Genomic DNA, 22,280 nt, shown 5'->3' with positions numbered 1-22,280 from the left:
AAAATACTTATGTTATTTTTTACTTAAAATTAATCAAATAATCCCTTAAATAAATCACCTAATGTAACATCTTCATCATTATCATTATATTGTAAGTATTCATTTGATCTTTCAACTGCATCTTTTATACTTAAAGCAATTCTTTTATTTTCTTTATTAACATCAAGAACCTTAACTTTTACCATTTGTCCAATTTCTAATACATCAGATGGTTTAGCTATATTTTCATCAGTTATTTCATTTATATGAACCAATCCTTCAACACCAGGGAATAATTCTATAAAAGCTCCAAAAGACATAAACTTAACAACTTTTCCTTCTATTATATCTCCTGATTTTATGTTATCTGAATGAACTTTCCAAGGCTCCTTATCTACGTCTTTTAATATTAATGAAACTCTTTCTTGTTCAGCATTTACATCTCCAACAAACACTGTAACCTTATCGCCTACATTAACTATATCTTCAACTCTTTTAACTCTTTCCCAAGCTAAATCATTAATGTGAATTAATCCAGTAATTCCACCAATATCTACGATTGCACCAGCTTTTATTATTTTTTTAACTGTACCTTCTCTTTTTTCTCCACTTTTAATATTTTTCCAAAGTTCTTTTTTCTTTGCATTATATTGCTCTTCTTCTAACACTCTTCTTGAAGCAACAACTTTTCTATTTCTTAAATCTAACTCTGTTAATCTTACTTCAATTTCTTTTCCTAATAAAGTCTTAATATCTATTCTTTCTCTTGAAGCTAAAGAAGCTGGAATAAATACTCTTATAGATCCATAATAAGCAACTAATCCACCTTTTACCTCTTCCTTAACAACAACCTTTATAGTTTCATTATTTTCAAATGCTTTCTTTAAATCTTCTTTTTCTGTTATTTGAAGTGCTCTTAATCTAGAAAGCTGAACATATCCTTCCCCATCATTTGGAGAAATAACGTATACATCTAATATATCTCCTGGTTTAACAACATCAGCTGGAGAAACATCTCCAACAGCTAATTCCTCCTTAGATATTACACCATCAAAAGCATAATTAATATTAACTGTAGCTTCCTTATCATTAACATCTATAATTTGGCCCTTTAATATATCTCCTGAATTAATTTTCTTTACATCAAAATCCTTTAAAAGATCCCCCATTGAATTTTCATTTAATTCAACTGACATAAATAATCACTCCTTTGTAAAAACATTTCATATTTAATTTTAAGTCAACAGTAAATTTTATACAAGTAAAACAATAAAAAAGCTACTTAAAATTAATAACAAGTTTACTTCAATGGTGCAAAATTTAAAATTACAATTATTTAATAGTATAAAAATCATAAGTTTTTGTACTATTAATTTTCTGCTTATCTAAATCATTTATTTACCATTTCAGTTATATTTAAACTTATTTTTACAAAGGTTTTAACATAACAAAAATACATATATAATAATTTTATTTTACTTGAAAAAATGATTGTAAAAACATAGGTAAAAACTAATAAAAAAATAAAGAACCCCGCTTACATCAATACAATGATACTTAACTTTATTATATGAATGTGGCAATAAAGATAGAGAACGTTACAAAAAAGTATGTTATTTATATCTAATAGCATACTTTTTTGTTGTGTTAAAACTAATGTTAAAATAAATTCAAAAATTAAATTTGTACCTCTGAAGTAAACCCGTTATAAAATTAAGTAGCCTTTTTATATTATTATAAAAATTTCTTTTCTTTCTTAATTGCATTATAACAATAATTTATTATGTCACTTCTCTTTATTATTCCAATAAAAATACCTTCATCATCAACTACAGGTACAAAATTTTGAGTTGTTGCTAATCTAATAATACTTTCAACATCTGCATTGATTGAAACACTCTTGTGCTTTATTCTTATACCTATATCACTTACTTTAACATTTTCTGTATTTTTAAAATTAAGATTTTCTGTATTCTTTAACTTCCATAATAAATCACCTTCTGTTAAGGTTCCAACATACTTTCCATGCTTGTCTATTAGTGGTATTGCTGTGTATCCATGATGTTCCATTCTTTCAATTACTTGTCTCATTGTTGCATCTATATATTCATAAATAACTTCGCTTTTAGGAGTTAAAAGAAATGCAATATTCATATCTCATTTACCTTCCTTAAATCATTTTTCTCTTATATTTTATCATATTTAAAATACAAATGTTATATAGACTTAAAACTTTAATAAATTCTTAATTTAATTTACACTAATTATAAATCTTATTTTTAAGTTTATTTTCATATCTTAGATAATCATATTCATCAATAACTGTAGCTACTTCTTTATATATTTCTTCCCCACATAAACTCTTTTTTACAATAAGCTCATCTAAAATTCGACTATTACATTTAGAACATGTTCCAAGTGAAATAAATCTCCATCCCATTATCCTAAAAGGATAATCTACTTCCATTTTTCTTTGGCATTTAGGACACATTTGATTTATTTTTTCATAATCTAATTCTATTCCTTCTAATGCTCTTACTTCCAAAGCTGGCATCTTATAAATATCTTCTACTATATAATTTTTTACAGCTCTCGAATTATATACATTTTTAAATACATGTGCTGTATAAATACAATCATTTAATGCATCATGTAATAACTCCTCATTAACCCTTATCTTTAGTGACTTAAGTGCATTTTTTAAACTTAATGATTTTCTATATCCTAATATCTTAGTTACATATTCTTGGATATCTAAATAATTATCTATCCAGATTAAATCATCATATCCATAGTAATTTGCATTTCTTATTATTTCTGCAATATCATCTTTTGCCCAAGAACAAATAATATCTCCTTCTTGAACCATATCCTTAAGCTTATTTAATCCTTCAATGAATCCTACACCATTTTCTAAATCCTTAATATTAATTTTAGTAATATCTAAAATCTTAGGATTAATTATAGGAATAACTGATGGTTTTATATATACCTTTAACTCCTCACATGGTTGCATATGAGAATCTAATTTTACAGCACCTATTTCTATTATTTCATTATCTAACTCTAAATTTTTTAAATTTGGATTATCAGTATAAACATTTGGTATACATTTATGTATTCCGCTTAAATTATTAAATTCTAAATCAATTATTATAAAAGCCACCCTTATCCCCCCAGATTCTTTACTCAATTTACTCTTCTATATCAATACCTGCTAATTTCATTAAATGCTTTGCATTTTGTGTTTTACTTTTTCCACTTCTAAGAATATAATCAAATTTTATTTTATTATCTTCATAATATTCTCTAAAGTTATAATTTACTAACCAGCTTTTTTCCCTTTCCAAATCACATAATTCTAAATCATGAGTTGATACTAAGCCAACTCCTTGAAGCTTAACAAGTTGCTCAATTAATATCCTAGCACCATCATGTCTATCCTTAGAGTTTGTTCCCTTAAATATTTCATCTAATAAGAAGAATACTTTTTCACCTCTTTTAGCGGCTTCTATTACAAGCTTTATTCTTAATATTTCTGCATAAAATGATGAAATATTTTCTTCTAAATTATCTTGTGTTCTCATACAAGTATATATATTGCTTATTCCACATTTGAATCCTTTTGAAAAAGTAGGTAATCCCAAATAAGTTAATATCATATTAAATCCTATTGTTCTTAAAAACGTACTTTTTCCTGACATATTAGATCCTGTAATTAAAGCAACCTTTTCTCTTCCCTTAAGGGTAAAATTATTAGACTTTGCCTTTTCTCCTAATAGTGGATGTGCTAATTCAATTGCTTCAATTTCATTAACACCAGAAATTGTTGGATAAGTCCATTCATCATGTTCAAATGCTATTGTTGAAAGACTTATAAGTGCTTCTATCTCCCCCATGTCATTAAGCCATTTTCTTACTTTATATCCATTTTTAACTTTCCACTCTTCTAAGTTTGATAAAATGAATATATCACTCATAAACAATACATTAACTATTAAATAGTAAGCATTAGATGTACTATCACCTAACCAGCTTATTATATTTTTTAATTTTTTCATTTCATTTTTACAATTAATATTAGAACTTACTAATCCCTTTTGAATGCTTAGTAATTTTTTAGATTTAAAATTTTCATCTTGTATAATTGAAAGCATATTGCTATATTTATAAATTTCCTTTTTATTATTTATAAATATAGATATTACATCACTTAACCTTTTAGTTAACAATTTAATAACTAAGTAATTAATAATTAAATCTAATATTAAATTTGAAATTGAAACTTTTCTTGTAATAGTTAAAAATATCATTATAAATGTAATTGCAATAAATAAATATGAAATATACTTTATTGTAAAATTGCTTTTTTCATCTTTATCTAACCACTTTAACAATTCTTCAATATTTTCTTTTTTCTTATTTTCTATGCTTGCTTCAAAATAAATTTTTTCACAGAATTCTCTTTTGTTTGATAATTCTTTAATTGCTTCTTGTTCTTCTTGAATATCGTATCTTGTTGGTAATGAATTCATCATCATTTTATTAGCTAAATTTTTTCTTCCAAAGGAAGTCTTTGTTAAATTAATCCATTGAAACAAAGAACTTTTACCAAATATATCTAAATCATTTGAAAATTTATGCTTTTTATTTATAAATTCTTCACCAATATCTTTAAACTCTCTCCATGTGTTATCTAATCTTTTTATTCCCTTTTCATTGTATTCAAGTATTATTAAGAGCTTCTTTTTTTTATTTATCTTTTCATTATGAAAAAATGCTACAATAATAAATATTAGTAAAAAAACTAAAAAACTAGCTCCCATAGCTTCAATACTACTTTGCTTATAAAAATAATACATTATTCCAATACATAAAATAACAATTATAAATCTCAATATTGAAAAATATATTAAGACTTTTTCAAGCTTCTTTAATTTTTCATTAACAGCTTTTATATTATTTTTATAATAATTTAATGCCTTTTCCATTTACATTACCTCTTATAATAGTTTTACAATAACTAGTTTAGACTATTTTTCCTATTTAATCCATAACAATTTGTTAAATTAATAGTTATAACTTAATATATTTATGACTTATACTATTATTTCTAATTACTGCCTCTTCCCTTTTTTGACATGTAAATATTATATATTGCTCAAATCTTTCTTTAATTAAATATTTAATTGTTCTTTCTAATCGTTTATCATCATATTGAATAAAAGTATCATCTAAACATATAGGTATATCCTTATTTTTAAATATCATTTCAACAAATGCTAATCGTAAAGATAAATATAATTGATCATTAGCTCCATTACTAAGTACTTCAGCTGCCATTATACTTTTATCATCCTTTACCTTCATTTCATAATTATCAGATACCATAACCTCATTATATTTACCATCAGTAAACTCCTTAAAAGATGTAATCACATTACTATTTAAAATAGGTCCAAAACTAGAACGTATTTCATCATATACTTCTGTTAACACTTCACTTACAACATAACTTGCCTTTAATTGAGTTTCATATTTTTCAATATTACTTTCAACCTCTTTTATCTCTTCTTCAATTACTGGAATAGTTCTCTTTCCTATAAATCTATTTTTTATTTCATTTTCTATATCCTTTAATTTTTTTTCAACATCTACAAGTCTTATATTTTTTTCTTTAATTACTTCATCTATTTCATCTTCATTTTCATAAGAATAATTAAAATTTATATTTATTACATCACCTAATTCTTCTTTAATTTTATTTATATCTTTTCCCTTAGTTAAAGCTGAATATGCCTCCTCAACAGATGCAAGACTTTTGCTTACTTCATCCCTTTTTTTAATTTTTTCTTCTATTTCCTTTATTATTTCATCTATTTCACTTATATTTATATTTTTAAATCCAATTGATTCTAAACTTCTCTTTAGTTTTTCTTCTCTCATTAATAGCTGCTCTTTAGTTCTATTTAAACTACTTCTCAAATTGTTTAATTCAATTTCCAAATTATTTACTTCTTTAAAATCTTCCTTATATTTATAAATTTCTTTAATTAATTTATCTATACTGTCTACTGATGCAATTCTTAAATAATTATTTATTTCTTCCTTTATATTTTCTCGTTCATCCATTGCACTATCTAAATTCAAAATACTTCTTTGAGATAATTTTTCATTAATTTTTCTATTTATCTTTTCTTCAAGTTCTAGATAATTTTTATAAATGCTTAATTTATTTACTAATTCTGAATAATTATTAACTTGTAATTTACTACAATATTCATTTAACTTAATTTCAATTTTTTCAATGTTACCTTTTAATAAAAAGCTTGTTTTCTCCTTATTGCTGCCTTTTTTATTTATATAAAAATTAAATCCTATAAATATTAAAATTCCTAAACTAATAGTATATAATAAAACCTTAAAATTACTATTATCAATAAGAATTCCTAAAGTTATACTTATAAAAAAAATTACAACTAAGGATATTAAAAATATATTATTTTGTGGTTTATCACTTTCTTCTTCCATAATACTTTTTAATTTCTTTAATTCCTCTTCATATATTAATAATAACGATTCTAAATCTTCTTTAAAATTCTTAATTTCTATTGCTGATCCAATTAAATTTTCTGCTTCTTTTTTCTTAATATTAAGAAATTTAATTTCATTTTTTATAGATTCATTTATTTGATATTTTTCCGTTAGCATTTCATTTTTTATTTTTAATCCTTCTAGTTTACTTAATATATCTTTTGGAAGATTATTTATATAATAATACTCTCTTAAAGGAACCTTTAACTCAATTAACCTTTCTTCCTTAACACAAATTCTTTCTTCTTCATCATTTACAATATTTAATAAATTTAAATACATTGAATAATCTTCTTTAACATTTTCAATAAAAATATTATTTATTACTTCATCATTAAAAGTTAAATCTTTATTTATTGAAAATTGTTCATTTCTTAATTTTTCTTTTTTCTTGAAATACTCAGTAATTTCTTGATATTCTTTTTTTATTTTTATCTTTTTTAAATACTTTTTATATATTTCTAAATTGCTTATTTCTTTATTTATATTTAATTTTTCTTCATTTAACTTAATTAAATTTTCTTCATTTTCTATATTGTGATTTGAAAGTTTGTAAGCTTCATATCTTTCACTTAGTAAATCTCCATATTTATTTTTTAATACATCTAATGATCCACTTTTTCTTATATTTGATATAGATTTTTTGTATTTATCAAGCTTAGAAAAAGCTACTTCAACAGATACTTGTCCTTCTTCACTTCCAATAGAATTTGATAATTTATCTAATATTTCCTCTTCCTTATCCTTTTTTACACTTACACCTAGTTGCCCAATAAATACTGTATTTATAAATGTAGATCTATTTATATTAAAAAAATACTTTCCAGGTTCTTCTTTATTAATATATTGTACTTTCTCTCCTGTAATTGAATTTATAATAATAGAAGTATCTTCTTTTTTTGTTCTCCCAAATGTCCTTCTTATAATATATTCTTTATCTTCATGTATTACATTTAACTCTCCACTAATATTATCTCCATCATTTGGAGTATACTTAATCCTTTCATTTAATTTATAGTCCTTTCCCTTATAACTTGAAAAACCATAAAGCCATATTTTAATAAAAGATTGAATAGTACTTTTACCGGCTTCATTTTCACCATATACTATATTTAATCCCTTACTAAAATTTATTTTCTTATTTTTAATTCCCCCAAAAGAGTTTATATTTACACTTTTAATAATCATTTAAACTCACCTCTTCTTCTGAGAGACATTGCATTCCTAACTTCAAAGCATTTTGCAATATATTTTTTTCTTCTTCATCATTAGATTTCTGTATCATCCTTATAATTTTCGTTACAAACCTTCCTCTTATGGAAAAATCCATACTAAACTCATTAATATTCATTCCAATAATGGTTTTATCAATAAATTTAATATAATAAAAGTTATCTTTTACTTTTTCCATTAATATATTTTCTTTTAATGTAAAATGCTCCTTTACTTTTCCCTTTAATATTATCTTATAAAAATTTCTCTTAAGTTCTTCTTCATTTCCTAATGATAATATTTTTGAAATTAATTCATCATAAGTATTAATATCATCTATTCGAACTTCCCTTGTTATATATTTTCTTTTACAAATTGACTTAAAGTTAAGAGATACACCACCTTTATAAATATCTCCTATTATTATTCCCCGTTCACCTTCCTCATCAAATCCTCTTCCTTGTGGACATCCACTATAAGCATAATTAGTATTTCCACTCTTAAGAATTCCTGAAAATTTATGTCTATGTCCTAATGCAACATATTCAATTCCTGTTTTTTCAATATCTCTTAAATATATTGGATTATATTCATTTTTTGAATTTCCGCTTTCAATTTCTCCATGAATCACCATTATATTTATTTTAGATTTATCTATATTAATTTCATTGATTAAGCCTTCATGTTCATAATTGTTATTAAATCCAGCTCCCCAAACTACTAAATTTAATTCCTCAATTTCCTTACTTTGCATTTTGCCTTTAAAAATATAAACATTATCAGGCCAGTTTATCATCTTATAAAAAGATTTTTCATTATATGGATCATGATTTCCTGGTGATATAAATACTCTAACATTTTCTATCCTTTTTAATTGGTTTGATATAAAAAATAAAGTATTCTTATTAACTGTTAAATTGTCAAAGACATCTCCTGCAATAAGTAATACCTGTACTTGTTCATTTATTGTTAAATCTATTATATTTTTAAATACCTGTAAAAGTTCCTCTTTGCTATTTTGTGATATCTCCTTTGTAAGTTCTTTAAATGGTGTATCAAAATGCAAATCAGCACAATGTAAAATTTTAATTTGCTTCATAACTTTACCTTCTTTCACGAACTTCTGTTCATATTTTACCATAATTTATATTTTTTATAAAGAATGCTATAAATAAATTAAAATATTAAACAAAAGAAAAGAGCTACATTATTGTAGAATTTCTACCTTAATGTAACTCTTTCTTTTTTTGAATGATAGTTAATTTTCTGGTGGTATTTCACCCATAACAGTACTCACCCTCTCGAAGTATTGTTTCCTTCTATTACCAGTTTGTACCCATTAGTGGTTTCTTTACTTTAATCCACTTTCGTATTGTTCTACCATTCTTTTAACCATTTCACCACCAACGGAACCACATTGTCTTGAAGTTAAATCACCATTATAATCAGTAAATGGTACACCCATTTCTGAGGCAACTTCATTTTTAAATGCGCTTAATCCTTGTTTTGCTTCTGGAACTAATGCTTTTGACATAATGTATTCCTCCTTTGGCTTCCGGTACTTTGTAGACTTAAGTTAAATTTTTCTTTTAAGTTATCTCCTGTCTACACTATTATAGTAACCATTATGAAATTTTATATTACAAGTAATTTATTACTATAATTTATTTTATTGGATTTATTTAAACTATTTTCCTTGTTATTTATTTTTTATTTTTTTTAATACAAAATCCCTAGTAATAGCTACTAACATTCCTATTTGAAAAGATAATGAAACTGATATAAATTGAATGTAATTTATTCTGCTTTCCTTATATACTATAAATGTTTCTATTAACCATACTAAACTTGCTATTAAGGATGATTTTTTCCCTCCTATTAATGAACAAATTAATATACTTAAAAATATTAAAATTTGTATTTGAATAAAACTCATGATTTCACCTCATATTAAAATTTTATTTTAAGTCTTATCCAACTTACAAAATTTTAATCAATTTCATTATTACATAAAAGCCTAAACTTACAATTTTCGCACTTATATTTTTTTAATGTTTTTTCAAATACCAATTTTTCCTTTGGCTTATTTAAATTTATATCTTCTAAATAATAATTTATAATTTTCAAATCATTCTCTACTTTAGATTTTATATATTCAATATCTTCATTTTTAAATAATATTTCTTCAAAATATCCATCTAATAAATATTCAACTCTACCTTTAATTTTAGAATGATGAACACTATATTTTTGCATTACATACCATGCATAAACTAATAATTGTTCTTTATCATCCATAGAATCTTTTCCTGTTTTCCAATCTACAATTACATAATATCCATCAAGGTCTTTATACAATAAATCTAATTTTGAGTAAATTTTTAAATTATTATATTCAAAACTACTAAATACCTCTTCATCATTTTCTAGTATTACAACCTCATCTTTTAAAATATCTTCAAAGGTAATTGATACATAAAAGTTATTGCTACATTGAATCAATTTTTCTTTTAATTCTTCTCCAACACTTTTAGAAATTTTATTCCCATAATAATATTCTTGAAGCATTACTCCTCTAGGATATTCATTCCACTCATTTGTAATATATTTATTAATACTTTCTTTAATTATTGTTCTTAATTGATTTAATGTAACTTCATTAAATCTAGAAGCATTCATAATTTTACTTTTATCAACTTTGCATAAATTAATTATTCCTCTAATTTGTTTATGAACAGCTTCTCCAAAACACATCCATAAATTTGTTAACTTTTTTAATCTCCAAGCAATTTTTTGCTCTTCACTACTAGTAAATATCCAGCCATTATGACTTCCATAATAAGTATAATAATACTCTCTCTCACATGAATTTAATGTTTTCATTTTAGAAATTGACCATGACTTTTCTGGATATTTACGTCGTTCATATCCACTATTCACTTTTCTATCCCCCTTTAATATTTATTTATACACTTATAATTAGTATAAATCATCTTATTATTTAATTCAGAATAAATTTTCATAATTTACAAAAAATATTATTAAAATTAATCTTGGAGGTTTATTATGAAAAATATCACTTTAAAGGTAATTAGCTTTATTTCATTATTTTTATTGTTTACTTCATTAATTTCTTCAAAACCTTTATGTTTTACATCAAATAAAAATGAATCAATAATTACTATAGATTCAACTTCTAGTGTTGGTCTTCCTATGAGATTAAGAGATATTCCTACATTAAATATATCTGGAAGCGCTCAATTTACTAAAGACCAATTATTAAATTTAAAAAATTCTATTAATAAGGATAATATTTGTATAGTTGATTTAAGACAAGAATCTCATGGAATGATAAATGACTTAGCAATAAGTTTTTTAAATCCATATAAGGATTTAAATAATGGATTTACTACAGAACAAACTATTAAGGCTGAAAATTCATTATTAAATAAAATTAAAATTGGAAATACTATCCAACTTTATAAACACACTGGAATATTTATCAAAGATATTACTGTTGATTTTATATCTAATGAATCTCAATTAGTAACTGAGGCCGATATGCAATATAAACGATTTGCAGTAAAAGATAATAGTGCACCAACTCCTGATATTGTTGATGAATTTGTAGAATTTATAAAAAATAAACCTGATGATATTCATCTTCACTTTCATTGTGCTGCTGGTAAAGGAAGAACTACTTCATTTATGGTTATGTACCAAGCTATGAAAAATAATAGTAACTTAACATTAGAGCAATTATTATCTTACCAATATAATATTGGAGGAGTAAATCTTCATGATAATAACATTCAATATAATTTTCTTGAAGATTTTTGTAATTATGTTCAAAAAAATAAAGATTCTAATTATTCTATTTCCTACTCTCAATGGATTAAAGAATCTTAAAAAATAAAGAATTGTGAACTTAATAGTTAGTTCATAATTCTTTATTTTTACTTATCCTTTTCACGAGCTACATTAATAACTCTTTGAATATGCATTGTTAAATAAACTTTTTCTTCATCATTTACGTAGTAATTATTATTTTTTAATATATAATCTCCTATTTTAACAGCACATTCATATGATTCTTGATATGTTTTTGCTATCATTTTTGCAAAATTGGAATCGGTACTATTATCTTGATTATTATTTACAATACGCTTTGCAAAATACTTTAAATGCGTTAGTAGCCTATCATAATTTAAATCATTTTCATCTAAATCCAAAGAAAAATGACACTTAATTATATTTAATACATCTTTAATAATTTTTGTTGATGTTATTGATTTAGTTGTTGTTTCCTTATACCCTGCGTTTACAAAATGCAATGCAATAAATCCAGCTTCATCTTCTGGAAGTTCTATATTAACCTTTTTATTTATATAATCAACAGCCCATAGCGAAACATTATATTCCGCTTTATGAATTCTTCTTATTTCACTTAACAATTCATTTTTTATAATAATTCCATTTTTATATCTTTTTATAGCAAAAGCGATATGATCAGCTAATGAAATATAAATTTGTTTATCTAATTCAACATTTAATTCCACTATTGCATAAGTTATAATTTCATCAGTTATTTCAAATATACCTTCTGGAATTTGATTAATTAATTTTTTTATCTTGTTTCCTAAATTTTCGTCATCTACTATAAATGTTTTTTCTATTTTTTTATCATCAATTAATTGACCTGGCTTTTTATTAAAAGCTATTCCACTTCCCATTAGAATTACTTCTTTCCTAGTATTAGGATCTATTGAAACAACTACATTATTATTTAAAACTTTTTCAACTATCATCTGCTTTCTCCCACCTTATACTACCAAAAAGAATGCCTAAATTTAGATTAATCTTAATTTAGGCTCTCATAAATTTTAACATTATAGATATTTAATTGTCAATTTCAAAATCTATTGTTATAGTTAACTTCACTAAATTCAAAGCCTTATGATTTCTTTATTATATATAAAAAAAGACTTAACAAAACTGCTAAGTCTTTGGCAGGGGTACTAGGAATCGAACCTAGCCTAATAGTTTTGGAGACTACTGTACTACCGATATACGATACCCCTCTAACAATGGCTATTCTACCATGTTAACATAATAATTGTCAAGTATTTTTTTAATTATAACTAATAATCTTTTTTAATACTACTGCTCTTATTGCATCATATGTTATTTCTTCTGGAACTACTTCCTTTATATCTTTTAACTTATTATATCCAACTTTGTCTATAGCATTTAAAACTATTTTTTCTTCATCATTATTAAAAAACTCCTCTAAATGTATTTCAAAATCTATTTTATTTCCTTCAGCAATATATTGTTGAATATGACTCATTACAGTAACTAAAGTTAATTTTCTTTCTTTAGCAACTTCTTTTATTGAACTACCTGATTTAATAAAATCTATAGTTATTTCATATGATTTCTTCTTTTCTTCATTATTATTTTTTTCTTTTTTCTTCTTTTCATTTTCCTTATTTAAAACTTCATCAAATGATATATTACTATTTTTCTTACTAATAAAACTCCATGTTACTTCAATATTATTTTCATTAATATATGATTTAATTTTTTCCATAAATTTTTCACCATATTTATTAAGTTTAGAATTACCAACACCACTTATATCTAAAAATTGTTCATTTGTTATTGGCATTCTATTACTAAGTTCTTTTAATGTAGAATCACCAAATACCATATATGGAGGTATTTTTTCTTCCCTAGAAATATTCATTCTTAATTCCTTTAATATAGTAAATAATTCGTTTTCTTCTATTTTAATTTTCTTAACTACTTGCTCTTTAACAAATACTTTTCTTTCTCCTCTTACAATCTCCATAGATTGTTTATTTAATGTTAAAACTGGATATTCTCCTTTATAGTTTAAATCTCCATGTGAAATTAGCATATTAATAAATTCGGTTAATTTATCTTTAGTATAATTTTTTACTATTCCATAAGTTGATAATTCATCAAATCCTAATTCATATACCTTTTTATTATTAGATCCCCTAAGTACATCTACTACCATTCCAATTCCAAATCTTTGATTCATTCTATAGACACATGAAATAACCTTTTGAGCATCAATAGTTTTATCTACTACTTCCCCTAGCGCCTCACAGTTACTACACTTATTACATTTATCATCATATTGCTCACCAAAGTAATTTAATATATATTTTCTATAACACTCCTGCGTATAAACTAAATTTATCATTGTTTGAAGCTTTTCAAGTTCATTTTCTTTTCTAATTTCACTTTCAGTTGCTGTTTCAATAATATATTTTTGAGTTTGAACATCACCTGGTGAAAAAAGCATTATACATTCACTTTCTTCACCATCTCTTCCTGCTCTTCCTATTTCCTGATAATATCCTTCTATATTTTTAGGCATATTATAATGTATTACATATCTTACATTTGGTTTATCTATTCCCATACCAAAAGCATTAGTAGCAATTATTATATTACACTTATCATATATAAAATTTTCTTGAGCTGTTTTTCTATAATCATCACTAAGTCCTGCATGATATTTTTCAACTTGCAATCCATTTGAATTTAATAACTCATATAAATTATCTACTTCTTTTCTTGTTGAAGCATATATTATTCCTGATTCATTTCTATTATTATTTATATAATTTAAAATATAATTTTTCTTATTTACTCCTTTTTCTATTATTATCTTAAGATTTTTTCTATCAAATCCAGATATAAATACTTTAGGATTATTCAATTTAAGTAAATTTACTATGTCTTTTCTAACTTCATCTGTAGCTGTTGCTGTAAATGCTGTAACTATTGGTCTATTTCTTAATAATGAAATTACCCTACTAATTCTTCTATAACTACTTCTAAAATCATGTCCCCATTGCGACACACAATGTGCCTCATCTATAGCAATCATTGAAACATTGATGCTTGCTATCAGTTCTATAAATGCTTGTGATTCTAATCTTTCTGGAGCAACATATAATATTTTTATTTCATTTTTTGCGGCTTCATCTAAAATATTATTTATTTCTATATTACTCAATGATGAATTAATATAAGCAGACTTAATTCCTAGATTATTTATATTATCTACTTGATCTTTCATAAGAGATATTAATGGTGATATAACTATTGTTATACCATCTAATAATATTGCAGGTACTTGATAACAAATCGATTTACCTCCACCTGTAGGCATAATAGTTAAAACATCATTTCCATTTAGTATTTCTCTTATTATTTCCTCTTGCCCTTCTCTAAATGAGCTATATCCATAATATTGTTTTAAAATCTCTAAGACCTTATCCATAAATTCTCCTTACTGCTACAATCTATTTTCTTTTTAATTATTAACTTCATCATTTAATTTATTCAAACATTCGTTCTTATTTTTAAAAAAATTATAAAAAAAGCTAGTAAGAAATTCTTACTAGCTTCTTTGGCAGGGGTACTAGGAATCGAACCTAGCCTAATAGTTTTGGAGACTACTGTACTACCGATATACGATACCCCTAAGTACAAAATATATTATATATTATGTTATACATAAAATCAATATTTTTTCTACTATTTTTCTATTATTCTTTTCTTTTTCGTACTTTTTGGATAAAATATAAAATAACAAATGTTTTTAGTTTGTAGTTATCAAGTGACAAGTTTCTGATGAAATTACTTAAGGAATTTCTAAAAATATATTTTTCAAAATTCAGCCCAAGCTGAATTTTTTCCTTAACTACTAACTACTAACTTCTAACTTCTAACTACAAAATACTAATTAACCGAAAGGGGATGATTTTAACATGATTATTTCTGTTAATAGTGTTGAGCAAACTACAAACCTTGGTATGGAACTTGGCAAGATTTTAAATGCTGGTGACATAATTTGCTTAACAGGGGATTTAGGTACTGGTAAAACACATATAACTAAGGGAATTGCTAAAGGTTTAGGCATAACTGATTACATAACAAGCCCAACTTTTACAATTGTGAATGAATATGATTCTGGTCGTTTAAAATTAAATCATTTTGATGTTTATAGAGTTTCAGATCCTGATGAAATATATGCAATAGGATTCGATGATTATATTTTCTCTGATGCAGTTTCAATAATTGAATGGGCTAATTATATTGAAGAAATATTACCAAAGGATTTTTTACATATTTATATAGAAAAAGACCTAGAAAAAGGCGAAGACTATAGAAAAATCACTATAACTCCATATGGAGAAAGATATGATTATATAAAGGAGTTAAAAATATGATAGTTTTAAGCGTTGATTCTTCATCTTTAGTAACTACAGTTGCTTTACTTAAAGATGAATTTATACTTGGTGAATATACTTTAAACTTTAAAAGAGAACATTCTGTTATCTTAATGGAAAAAATAAAAATGCTATTAAACGAGTGCCAAATTGATATAAGTGAAGTTGATGGTTTTGTAGTTTCTAAGGGACCCGGCTCATTTACTGGACTTAGAATTGGAATGGCAACTATTAAAGGATTAAGTATGGGAGCAAATAAGCCTTATGTTTCAATTTCAAGTTTAGATGCATTAGCAAACTCTTTAATTACATTTGATGGTATAATATGTCCAATTATGGATGCATTAAGAGATAATGTTTATACTGGTCTTTATAAAAATATTGATAGTAAACTAGTAAAATTACTTGATTGCACATCTTTAGATTTAAGTGAACTTGCTGAAATATTAAATGAAAAAGGTGAAAAAGTTATTTTCACTGGTGATGGTATGTTTAAACACAAAGAATTCTTATCTAAAAATATAAATAATTGTGAATTTGCTCCAAACCATTTAAGTATCATTAGGGCCTCTTCTTTAGGAGAGCTTGGTATGGAAAAACTTAAATCTGGAGAGGTTGATGATATGAATTCTGCTCCACTTTATATTAAAAAACCACAAGCACAAAGGGAGCTTGAACAAAGGCTGGCTATGAAAAATGAAAATAAATTATAGTCTTATGAATGAAACCCATGTAAATGGTATATATCAATTAAGTAACGAATGCTTTGCTATTCCTTGGAGTTTAGATTCAATTAATAATGAACTAAATAATCCATTAGCAAAGTATGTAATTGCAGAAGATTTATTAACAAGTGAAGTTATTGGATTTGTAGGAGTATGGATAATTGCTGGAGAAGGTGATATTACAAATATTGCTGTAAGTCCAAAATATAGAAAACAAGGCATTGCATCAAATTTGTTAATAAAATTATTTGATGTGTGTAAAACTTTTAATTGTGAAGATATCACTTTAGAAGTTAGAGCTTCAAACACTCCTGCTCAAAACCTTTATAAGAAATTTAACTTTAAAGAAGAAGGTATAAGAAAAGGATATTATTCAGATAATGGTGAAGATGCCATTATAATGTGGAAAAGAGGGAATTGCACTAAATAGATTGTGCAATTCCCTCTTTTTATGCAATCTTTTTGTTTCTATTTTCAAATTTACTATCAACTTTAAATATTGACTTAGATACCTTTTTATATAATAAATAAGTTAATACTGATACAATAGCTGCTTTTATTGCATTAAATGGAATTATCCCAAAGAATATATAATTTGCTAATGCTGCACCTTTCATATCCATTCCAAACAAAGGTAATAATATATACACATTAGCTAATATACCTGCTACTTGCATTACTAATGCACCACTAATCATTCCAATAATTGCAGTCTTTTTGCTTTTATTTCTATGATATATATATGTTGCTGGCATTATTAAAGCAAGTCCAACTATAATATTAGCAATTTCTCCAACAAATGCAGTTCCAGTTCCCTTTAATAAAAATCTTAAAACTACCTTTAATATTACTATGGCTCCTCCAGTTATAGGACCATAAGCAAATCCCCCCATTAATGCTGGTACTTCACTTAAATCAATTTGTAACCATGGAAATGCCGGTATTATTGGAAAATCAAAATACATAAGTACTACCGAAATAGCCACTAATAAAGATACCTTAATCATTTTGTTTAAATTTTTTGATGAATTCATATATAGATTCTCCTCCCAAAAGTCATCCTCGTGGGCATTAGCTAAATTAATCAATATATTTGATAATAGTTTGTAATATTTATAATGTTTAATAGATATAAAAAGCCCTGATGTTATAAACATCAGGGCATTAAAAACAAAGCTATTAATAAATATAATTTATATATGCAATAAATTTAATTATCAATTAGATAATTAAATTATTATCAATGCTATATTTATATAATTTAACTCTTACCTTCTTTCATCCAGACTTTACTGTCGGCTTCGGAGTTACACCGAATCTGCAAAATTGCTCGCGGGCTATACCGCCGGTAGGGACTTTCACCCTGCCCTGAAGATATTTTTTATTTATTTTTATTATATAATATAATTCCATTTTTTTCAACAACTTTTTTTTCTTTACTTAACCTCTTTCATAGTTAATGAAATTCTCTTTCTCTTTTCATCAACTTCCATAATTCTAACTTTAATTACATCTCCAACCTTAACTATATCTAATGGATGCTTAACAAACTTATTGGCCATTTGGCTCTTATGAACTAATCCATCTTGATGAACACCAATATCAACAAAAGCACCAAAGTCTGATACATTTCTTACAGTTCCCATAAGTTCCATTCCAGGCTTTAAATCCTTTAAATCTATAACACCAGTTTTTAAAATTGGCTTAGGCATATCTTCTCTTGGATCTCTTCCTGGTTTTTGTAATTCTTTAATTATATCCTTTAAAGTTAACTCACCAATTTCAAGTTCTTTAACAAGATTCTTTAATCCCTTTGAATTAACTCTTTCTTCAATATCATTTAAATTTCTATTTTTTAAATCTTCCTTATTGTATCCTAAAATATCTATAAGCTTTCCTGCTGCTTCATATGATTCTGGATGAACTGAAGTATTATCTAAAGGCTCTTTACTTTCCATAACTCTTAAAAAGCCTGCACATTGTTCATATGCTTTTTGTCCAAGTCTCTTAACCTTTAATAATTCTTTTCTACTCTTAAATCCTCCAACTTCATCTCTATAAGAAACTATATTGTTAGCAATTGATGCATTAACACCTGCAATATATGTTAAAAGTGATGGTGTTGCAGTATTTAAATCCACTCCAACCTTATTAACAGAGTCCTCAACTACACCAGCTAATGATTCATCTAATTTTTTTGGAGTAACATCATGTTGATATTGACCAACACCTATTGCTTTAGGATCTATTTTTACAAGTTCAGCCATAGGATCTTGTAATCTTCTTCCTATTGAAATAGCACCTCTTATAGTAACATCTAAATCTGGATATTCCTTAGCTGCAAGTTCTGAAGCTGAATATACAGAGGCACCTGCTTCCGATACAATTACATATGCTAACTCTTTTCCGCTTTCCTTTTTAATTTCATTTATCATTTCAGAAATAACTTCTTCTGACTCTCTAGATGCAGTACCATTCCCTAAAGAAATAACATCAACATCATATTTATATATAAGTTCTTTCAATATTTTCTTAGTACCTTCTACATCATTCTTAGGTAAAGTAGGATATACTGTAGATTTTTCTAAGAACTTACCTGTAGAATCTAAAACTGCAACCTTACATCCTGTTCTAAACCCTGGATCATATCCCATAACCACTTTTCCCTTTATTGGTGCTTGCATTAAAAGAGCCTTTAAATTTTCCTTAAATATTAATATTGCTCCTTCTTCACCTTTATCTGTTAATTCACTTCTTATTTCTCTTTCTATTGAAGGATATATTAATCTCTTAAGTGAATCTTTTATTGCTAACTTTAAATATTCATCTGTAGCTTTATTTCCCTTTAACAATTTACTTTGAAGATATGTTATTATTTTCTCTTCGTTAGCAATTACCTTAACAGATAATACCTTTTCTTTCTCTCCTCTATTTATTGCTAATATTCTATGTGCAGGAATTTTACTTACATCTTCGCTATAATCATAATACATTTCAAATGGAGTTGGTTCTTCACTTGAACCCTTAGATTCAATTTTTCCCTCTCTCATTACAAGTTCTCTTATCCACTTTCTAAATCCTGCATCATCAGAAATACATTCAGCAACTATATCTAAAGCTCCGCTTATAGCTTCATCCACAGTAAGTACCTTTTTTTCTTCATCTATATACTTACTAGCTTCTTCTCTTATATCACCTTTAAAAGTTCCTTCTAAAATTAAATTAGCTAATGGCTTTAACCCCTTTTCTAAAGCTATTGTTGCTCTTGTCCTCTTCTTTTGTTTATAAGGTCTATAAATATCGTCAACTTCTGTTAAGGTATCAGCCTTTTCTAAAGCTTTAACTATATCATCATTTAATTTACCTTGTTCATCTATTAATCTTAAAACATCTTCTTTTCTATCTTTTAAATTTCTTAAATAAGTTAATCTTTCAAAAAACTTTCTGAGAACATCATCACTTAGTCCACCTGTTTGTTCTTTTCTATATCTAGAGATAAAAGGAACTGTATTTCCTTCATCTAATAATTTAATTACATTTTGTACTTGCTTTAAAGTTATGTCTAATTCTTTGGTTAATCTTTCTTCTATATTTACCATAAATTCCTCCAATAAAATTAATCATCTATAAAATTACTTTTCTAATTTAGTATAACATATTTTTACACTATTGATATTATGTTAATAGAATAGTATAATTTATTTGTAAAATATTACCAATTAATTGAAAGGTGGAATTTGCTTGAATAAATTTTTAAACGGATTTTTAAATATATGTCTCATTGTATTTATTATTCTCTTAGTATTAAACCAACTATATATAATTGATTTTTCACTAAATTTAAGAAATATATTTATATTTTTAACATTAATAATAATTTTATTAACTGCAACAACTCAAATATTAATAGGTAAATCTAATTTTTTAAAATTTATTAGCAGTGTTATATTAATAACGATTATATTAGGTGGAATTTCCTTTGTACTAACAAAACAACTCAACATGTTTTTATATATTTGTCTTTTAACATCATTATTTCAATGTATTTTTGAACTTATTAAAAATAACGCATAATATTTTTCCTCACATAATATTATTAAGTATAATACTATTTGTGAGGTCTTTTTTTATGAAGAAAAAAACTTTATACTTTTCACTTTTATCATTAATTTCCTTATTATTATTATTAACACTTCATCTTAATAATACATATTCAGAATTCAATTCATCTAATGTTCGTAATAATATATATGTTTTATCCTCCAATACATTAGGAGGAAGGCTCGCTGGAAGTACTGAAAATGAAATTGCAGCTGAAATAATAAAAAATAGATTTATAAATTGTGGATTAAAATCATTAAATAATGATGGTAAGTATACTCAAACATTTAATACAGTTTGCCCAGTTATTACAAACTCTTCTCCATATTTAAAAATAGAAAATAATGGTGAAGTAGAAGAGGAACTTCAATATGGAGTTGACTTTAAAGAAGATATGATAAATTTTAAAAATAATACTTTTTCATTTTCAAAATCAGATAAAATAAACTCCTATTTATCTTATCTTGATATAACATGTAATGATGGATCATTTTTATTATATGTACCAAAAAATAATGATTTTTCATTTAGAAGTTCTTTTTTTAGTGATTTTTCAAAAGATGCAGTAATTATGATTTCTCAAAATACCTTTAATAAAGTGCTTAATAGTTTAAATGAAGGTAAAGAAATTTCAATTCATATTCCATTTGAAGAAGAAGAAAAGACAATTTCTAATGTTATAGGTGTAATTAAGGGATTTAATTCATCACTTCCTCCATTTATAGTCACAGCACATTATGATCATCTTGGAAAAGATGGCTTAGGAGTTAATTATTCTGGTGCATTAGATAATGCATCTGGAACTTCATTTTTATTAGAATTAAGCAGAAGCCTTTCAACTTACGGAAAACCTAAAAGGGATATTATTTTTGTAGCATTAAATGCTGAGGAATTTGGATTATTAGGTTCAAAAGCATTTGCTGAAGAAAACTTATTTACTATACAAGATTCTAAAGTTATAAATTTTGATATGATTGGAAGTGCTGATTATCCTATAAGTTTAATGCAAGGTAGTAAATTTAAAAATACAGATTCTGAATTGTTAAACTCAATAAAATCAATTTGTAATGAAAAATCAATTCCTTATGAAGTTTTATATGAAGATTCTAGTGATCATGCTAGTTTCAATAACTTAAATATAGATGCATTAAGCTTTTGTCATAGTGATAAAACTAGAATTCATACTCCTAATGATACCTTAGATTATATAGACACTAATGCTATCAATACTGTTTATAGTGTTGTTGAAACAGAAATTAAAGGTTATTGCTATAGCAAATTAACTAATTTTATATATAGCTCAAAATCAATTTTATTTATATCAATAGCTTTACTAACCCTTATAATTTGGGGTATATATATTGAAATTAAGAATAAGTCAAATTTAAAATAA

The 22,280-nt window shown here is 25.1% G+C and carries 18 protein-coding genes, 2 tRNA genes and 1 riboswitch; of the genes, 5 read left to right on the top strand and 15 right to left on the bottom strand.

From position 1 onward, the window contains the following. Window positions 1-29: 29 nt before the first annotated feature. The 9 genes from rpsA to ACUN06_RS02510 all read right to left on the bottom strand — a co-directional run bounded on the left by rpsA (window position 30) and on the right by ACUN06_RS02510 (window position 10,725). A complete protein-coding gene (rpsA, locus tag ACUN06_RS02550; RefSeq protein WP_449390049.1) occupies window positions 30-1,175 on the bottom strand; it encodes a 30S ribosomal protein S1 in 1,146 nt (381 codons plus the stop codon). A 538-nt stretch (window positions 1,176-1,713) separates the two neighbouring features. Next, window positions 1,714-2,133 (bottom strand): CBS domain-containing protein, encoded by a 420-nt coding sequence (locus ACUN06_RS02545; RefSeq protein WP_294162538.1) that lies wholly within the window; start codon window positions 2,131-2,133, stop codon window positions 1,714-1,716. Window positions 2,134-2,239: 106 nt separating this feature from the next. Next, entirely contained in the window at window positions 2,240-3,145 is a 906-nt protein-coding gene (locus tag ACUN06_RS02540; protein WP_449390048.1) for an exonuclease domain-containing protein, read from the bottom strand. Between the two features lie 28 nt (window positions 3,146-3,173). Further along, window positions 3,174-4,970, bottom strand: coding sequence for a MutS-related protein (locus ACUN06_RS02535; protein ID WP_291730858.1), 1,797 nt, complete (start codon window positions 4,968-4,970; stop codon window positions 3,174-3,176). A gap of 85 nt (window positions 4,971-5,055) precedes the next feature. Then, window positions 5,056-7,761: an AAA family ATPase gene (locus ACUN06_RS02530; protein WP_449390047.1), complete on the bottom strand. Its 2,706-nt coding sequence runs from the start codon at window positions 7,759-7,761 to the stop codon at window positions 5,056-5,058. After that, entirely contained in the window at window positions 7,751-8,884 is a 1,134-nt protein-coding gene (locus tag ACUN06_RS02525; protein WP_449390046.1) for a metallophosphoesterase family protein, read from the bottom strand. The genes ACUN06_RS02530 and ACUN06_RS02525 overlap by 11 nt, the downstream gene beginning before the upstream one ends. Window positions 8,885-9,136: 252 nt before the next feature. Further along, a complete protein-coding gene (locus ACUN06_RS02520) occupies window positions 9,137-9,319 on the bottom strand; it encodes an alpha/beta-type small acid-soluble spore protein (RefSeq protein ID WP_291731935.1) in 183 nt (60 codons plus the stop codon). Between the two features lie 165 nt (window positions 9,320-9,484). After that, window positions 9,485-9,721: a hypothetical protein gene (locus ACUN06_RS02515; protein WP_291731933.1), complete on the bottom strand. Its 237-nt coding sequence runs from the start codon at window positions 9,719-9,721 to the stop codon at window positions 9,485-9,487. Window positions 9,722-9,774: 53 nt separating this feature from the next. Next, window positions 9,775-10,725 (bottom strand): PD-(D/E)XK nuclease family protein, encoded by a 951-nt coding sequence (locus tag ACUN06_RS02510; protein ID WP_291731932.1) that lies wholly within the window; start codon window positions 10,723-10,725, stop codon window positions 9,775-9,777. Between the two features lie 126 nt (window positions 10,726-10,851). On the opposite strand from ACUN06_RS02510, the gene ACUN06_RS02505 reads away from it, so the two are divergent. Then, window positions 10,852-11,694, top strand: coding sequence for a phosphatase domain-containing putative toxin (locus tag ACUN06_RS02505; protein WP_291731930.1), 843 nt, complete (start codon window positions 10,852-10,854; stop codon window positions 11,692-11,694). A 47-nt stretch (window positions 11,695-11,741) separates the two neighbouring features. Here the strand turns inward: ACUN06_RS02505 and licT are convergent, their stop codons facing one another. From licT to ACUN06_RS02485, 4 genes are all read right to left on the bottom strand, one after another. Further along, on the bottom strand, window positions 11,742-12,593 hold the full coding sequence (gene licT / locus ACUN06_RS02500) for a BglG family transcription antiterminator LicT (RefSeq protein ID WP_291731928.1): 852 nt from the start codon (window positions 12,591-12,593) through the stop codon (window positions 11,742-11,744). Between the two features lie 199 nt (window positions 12,594-12,792). After that, window positions 12,793-12,866: transfer RNA gene (locus ACUN06_RS02495), tRNA-Trp, on the bottom strand. A 50-nt stretch (window positions 12,867-12,916) separates the two neighbouring features. Then, window positions 12,917-15,109 carry a DNA helicase RecQ gene (gene recQ, locus ACUN06_RS02490; RefSeq protein WP_449390045.1) on the bottom strand — a complete coding sequence of 731 codons (2,193 nt, stop codon included), beginning with the start codon at window positions 15,107-15,109 and terminating at the stop codon, window positions 12,917-12,919. Between the two features lie 130 nt (window positions 15,110-15,239). After that, a tRNA-Trp gene (locus tag ACUN06_RS02485) sits at window positions 15,240-15,313 on the bottom strand. Window positions 15,314-15,599: 286 nt separating this feature from the next. On the opposite strand from ACUN06_RS02485, the gene tsaE reads away from it, so the two are divergent. From tsaE to rimI, 3 genes are read left to right on the top strand one after another with little or no spacing between them, the layout of a single operon-like run. Continuing rightward, window positions 15,600-16,061: a tRNA (adenosine(37)-N6)-threonylcarbamoyltransferase complex ATPase subunit type 1 TsaE gene (gene tsaE / locus ACUN06_RS02480; RefSeq protein WP_291731923.1), complete on the top strand. Its 462-nt coding sequence runs from the start codon at window positions 15,600-15,602 to the stop codon at window positions 16,059-16,061. Beyond that, window positions 16,058-16,774 (top strand): tRNA (adenosine(37)-N6)-threonylcarbamoyltransferase complex dimerization subunit type 1 TsaB, encoded by a 717-nt coding sequence (gene tsaB / locus ACUN06_RS02475; RefSeq protein ID WP_449390044.1) that lies wholly within the window; start codon window positions 16,058-16,060, stop codon window positions 16,772-16,774. Before tsaE ends, tsaB begins: the two co-directional genes overlap by 4 nt. Next, window positions 16,758-17,216 carry a ribosomal protein S18-alanine N-acetyltransferase gene (rimI, locus tag ACUN06_RS02470; RefSeq protein WP_291731913.1) on the top strand — a complete coding sequence of 153 codons (459 nt, stop codon included), beginning with the start codon at window positions 16,758-16,760 and terminating at the stop codon, window positions 17,214-17,216. Before tsaB ends, rimI begins: the two co-directional genes overlap by 17 nt. A 19-nt stretch (window positions 17,217-17,235) precedes the next feature. On the opposite strand, the gene ACUN06_RS02465 is transcribed toward rimI, so the two are convergent. Both ACUN06_RS02465 and ACUN06_RS02460 read right to left on the bottom strand, forming a co-directional pair. Further along, on the bottom strand, window positions 17,236-17,820 hold the full coding sequence (locus ACUN06_RS02465) for an ECF transporter S component (RefSeq protein ID WP_291731911.1): 585 nt from the start codon (window positions 17,818-17,820) through the stop codon (window positions 17,236-17,238). Window positions 17,821-18,052: 232 nt separating this feature from the next. Further along, window positions 18,053-18,166, bottom strand: a riboswitch (FMN riboswitch). 56 nt (window positions 18,167-18,222) lie between these two features. Further along, on the bottom strand, window positions 18,223-20,385 hold the full coding sequence (locus ACUN06_RS02460) for a Tex family protein (RefSeq protein ID WP_291731907.1): 2,163 nt from the start codon (window positions 20,383-20,385) through the stop codon (window positions 18,223-18,225). A 530-nt stretch (window positions 20,386-20,915) separates the two neighbouring features. Between ACUN06_RS02460 and ACUN06_RS02455 the strand changes: the two genes are divergently transcribed. Beyond that, the gene (locus tag ACUN06_RS02455) at window positions 20,916-22,280 is read left to right on the top strand and encodes a M28 family metallopeptidase (protein ID WP_291731905.1); all 1,365 of its coding nucleotides are present in this window, start codon (window positions 20,916-20,918) and stop codon (window positions 22,278-22,280) included.

It is taken from the genome of Clostridium sp. ETTB3 (genome assembly GCF_053571985.1).
This window is presented reverse-complemented; position numbering and strand designations above follow the sequence as displayed.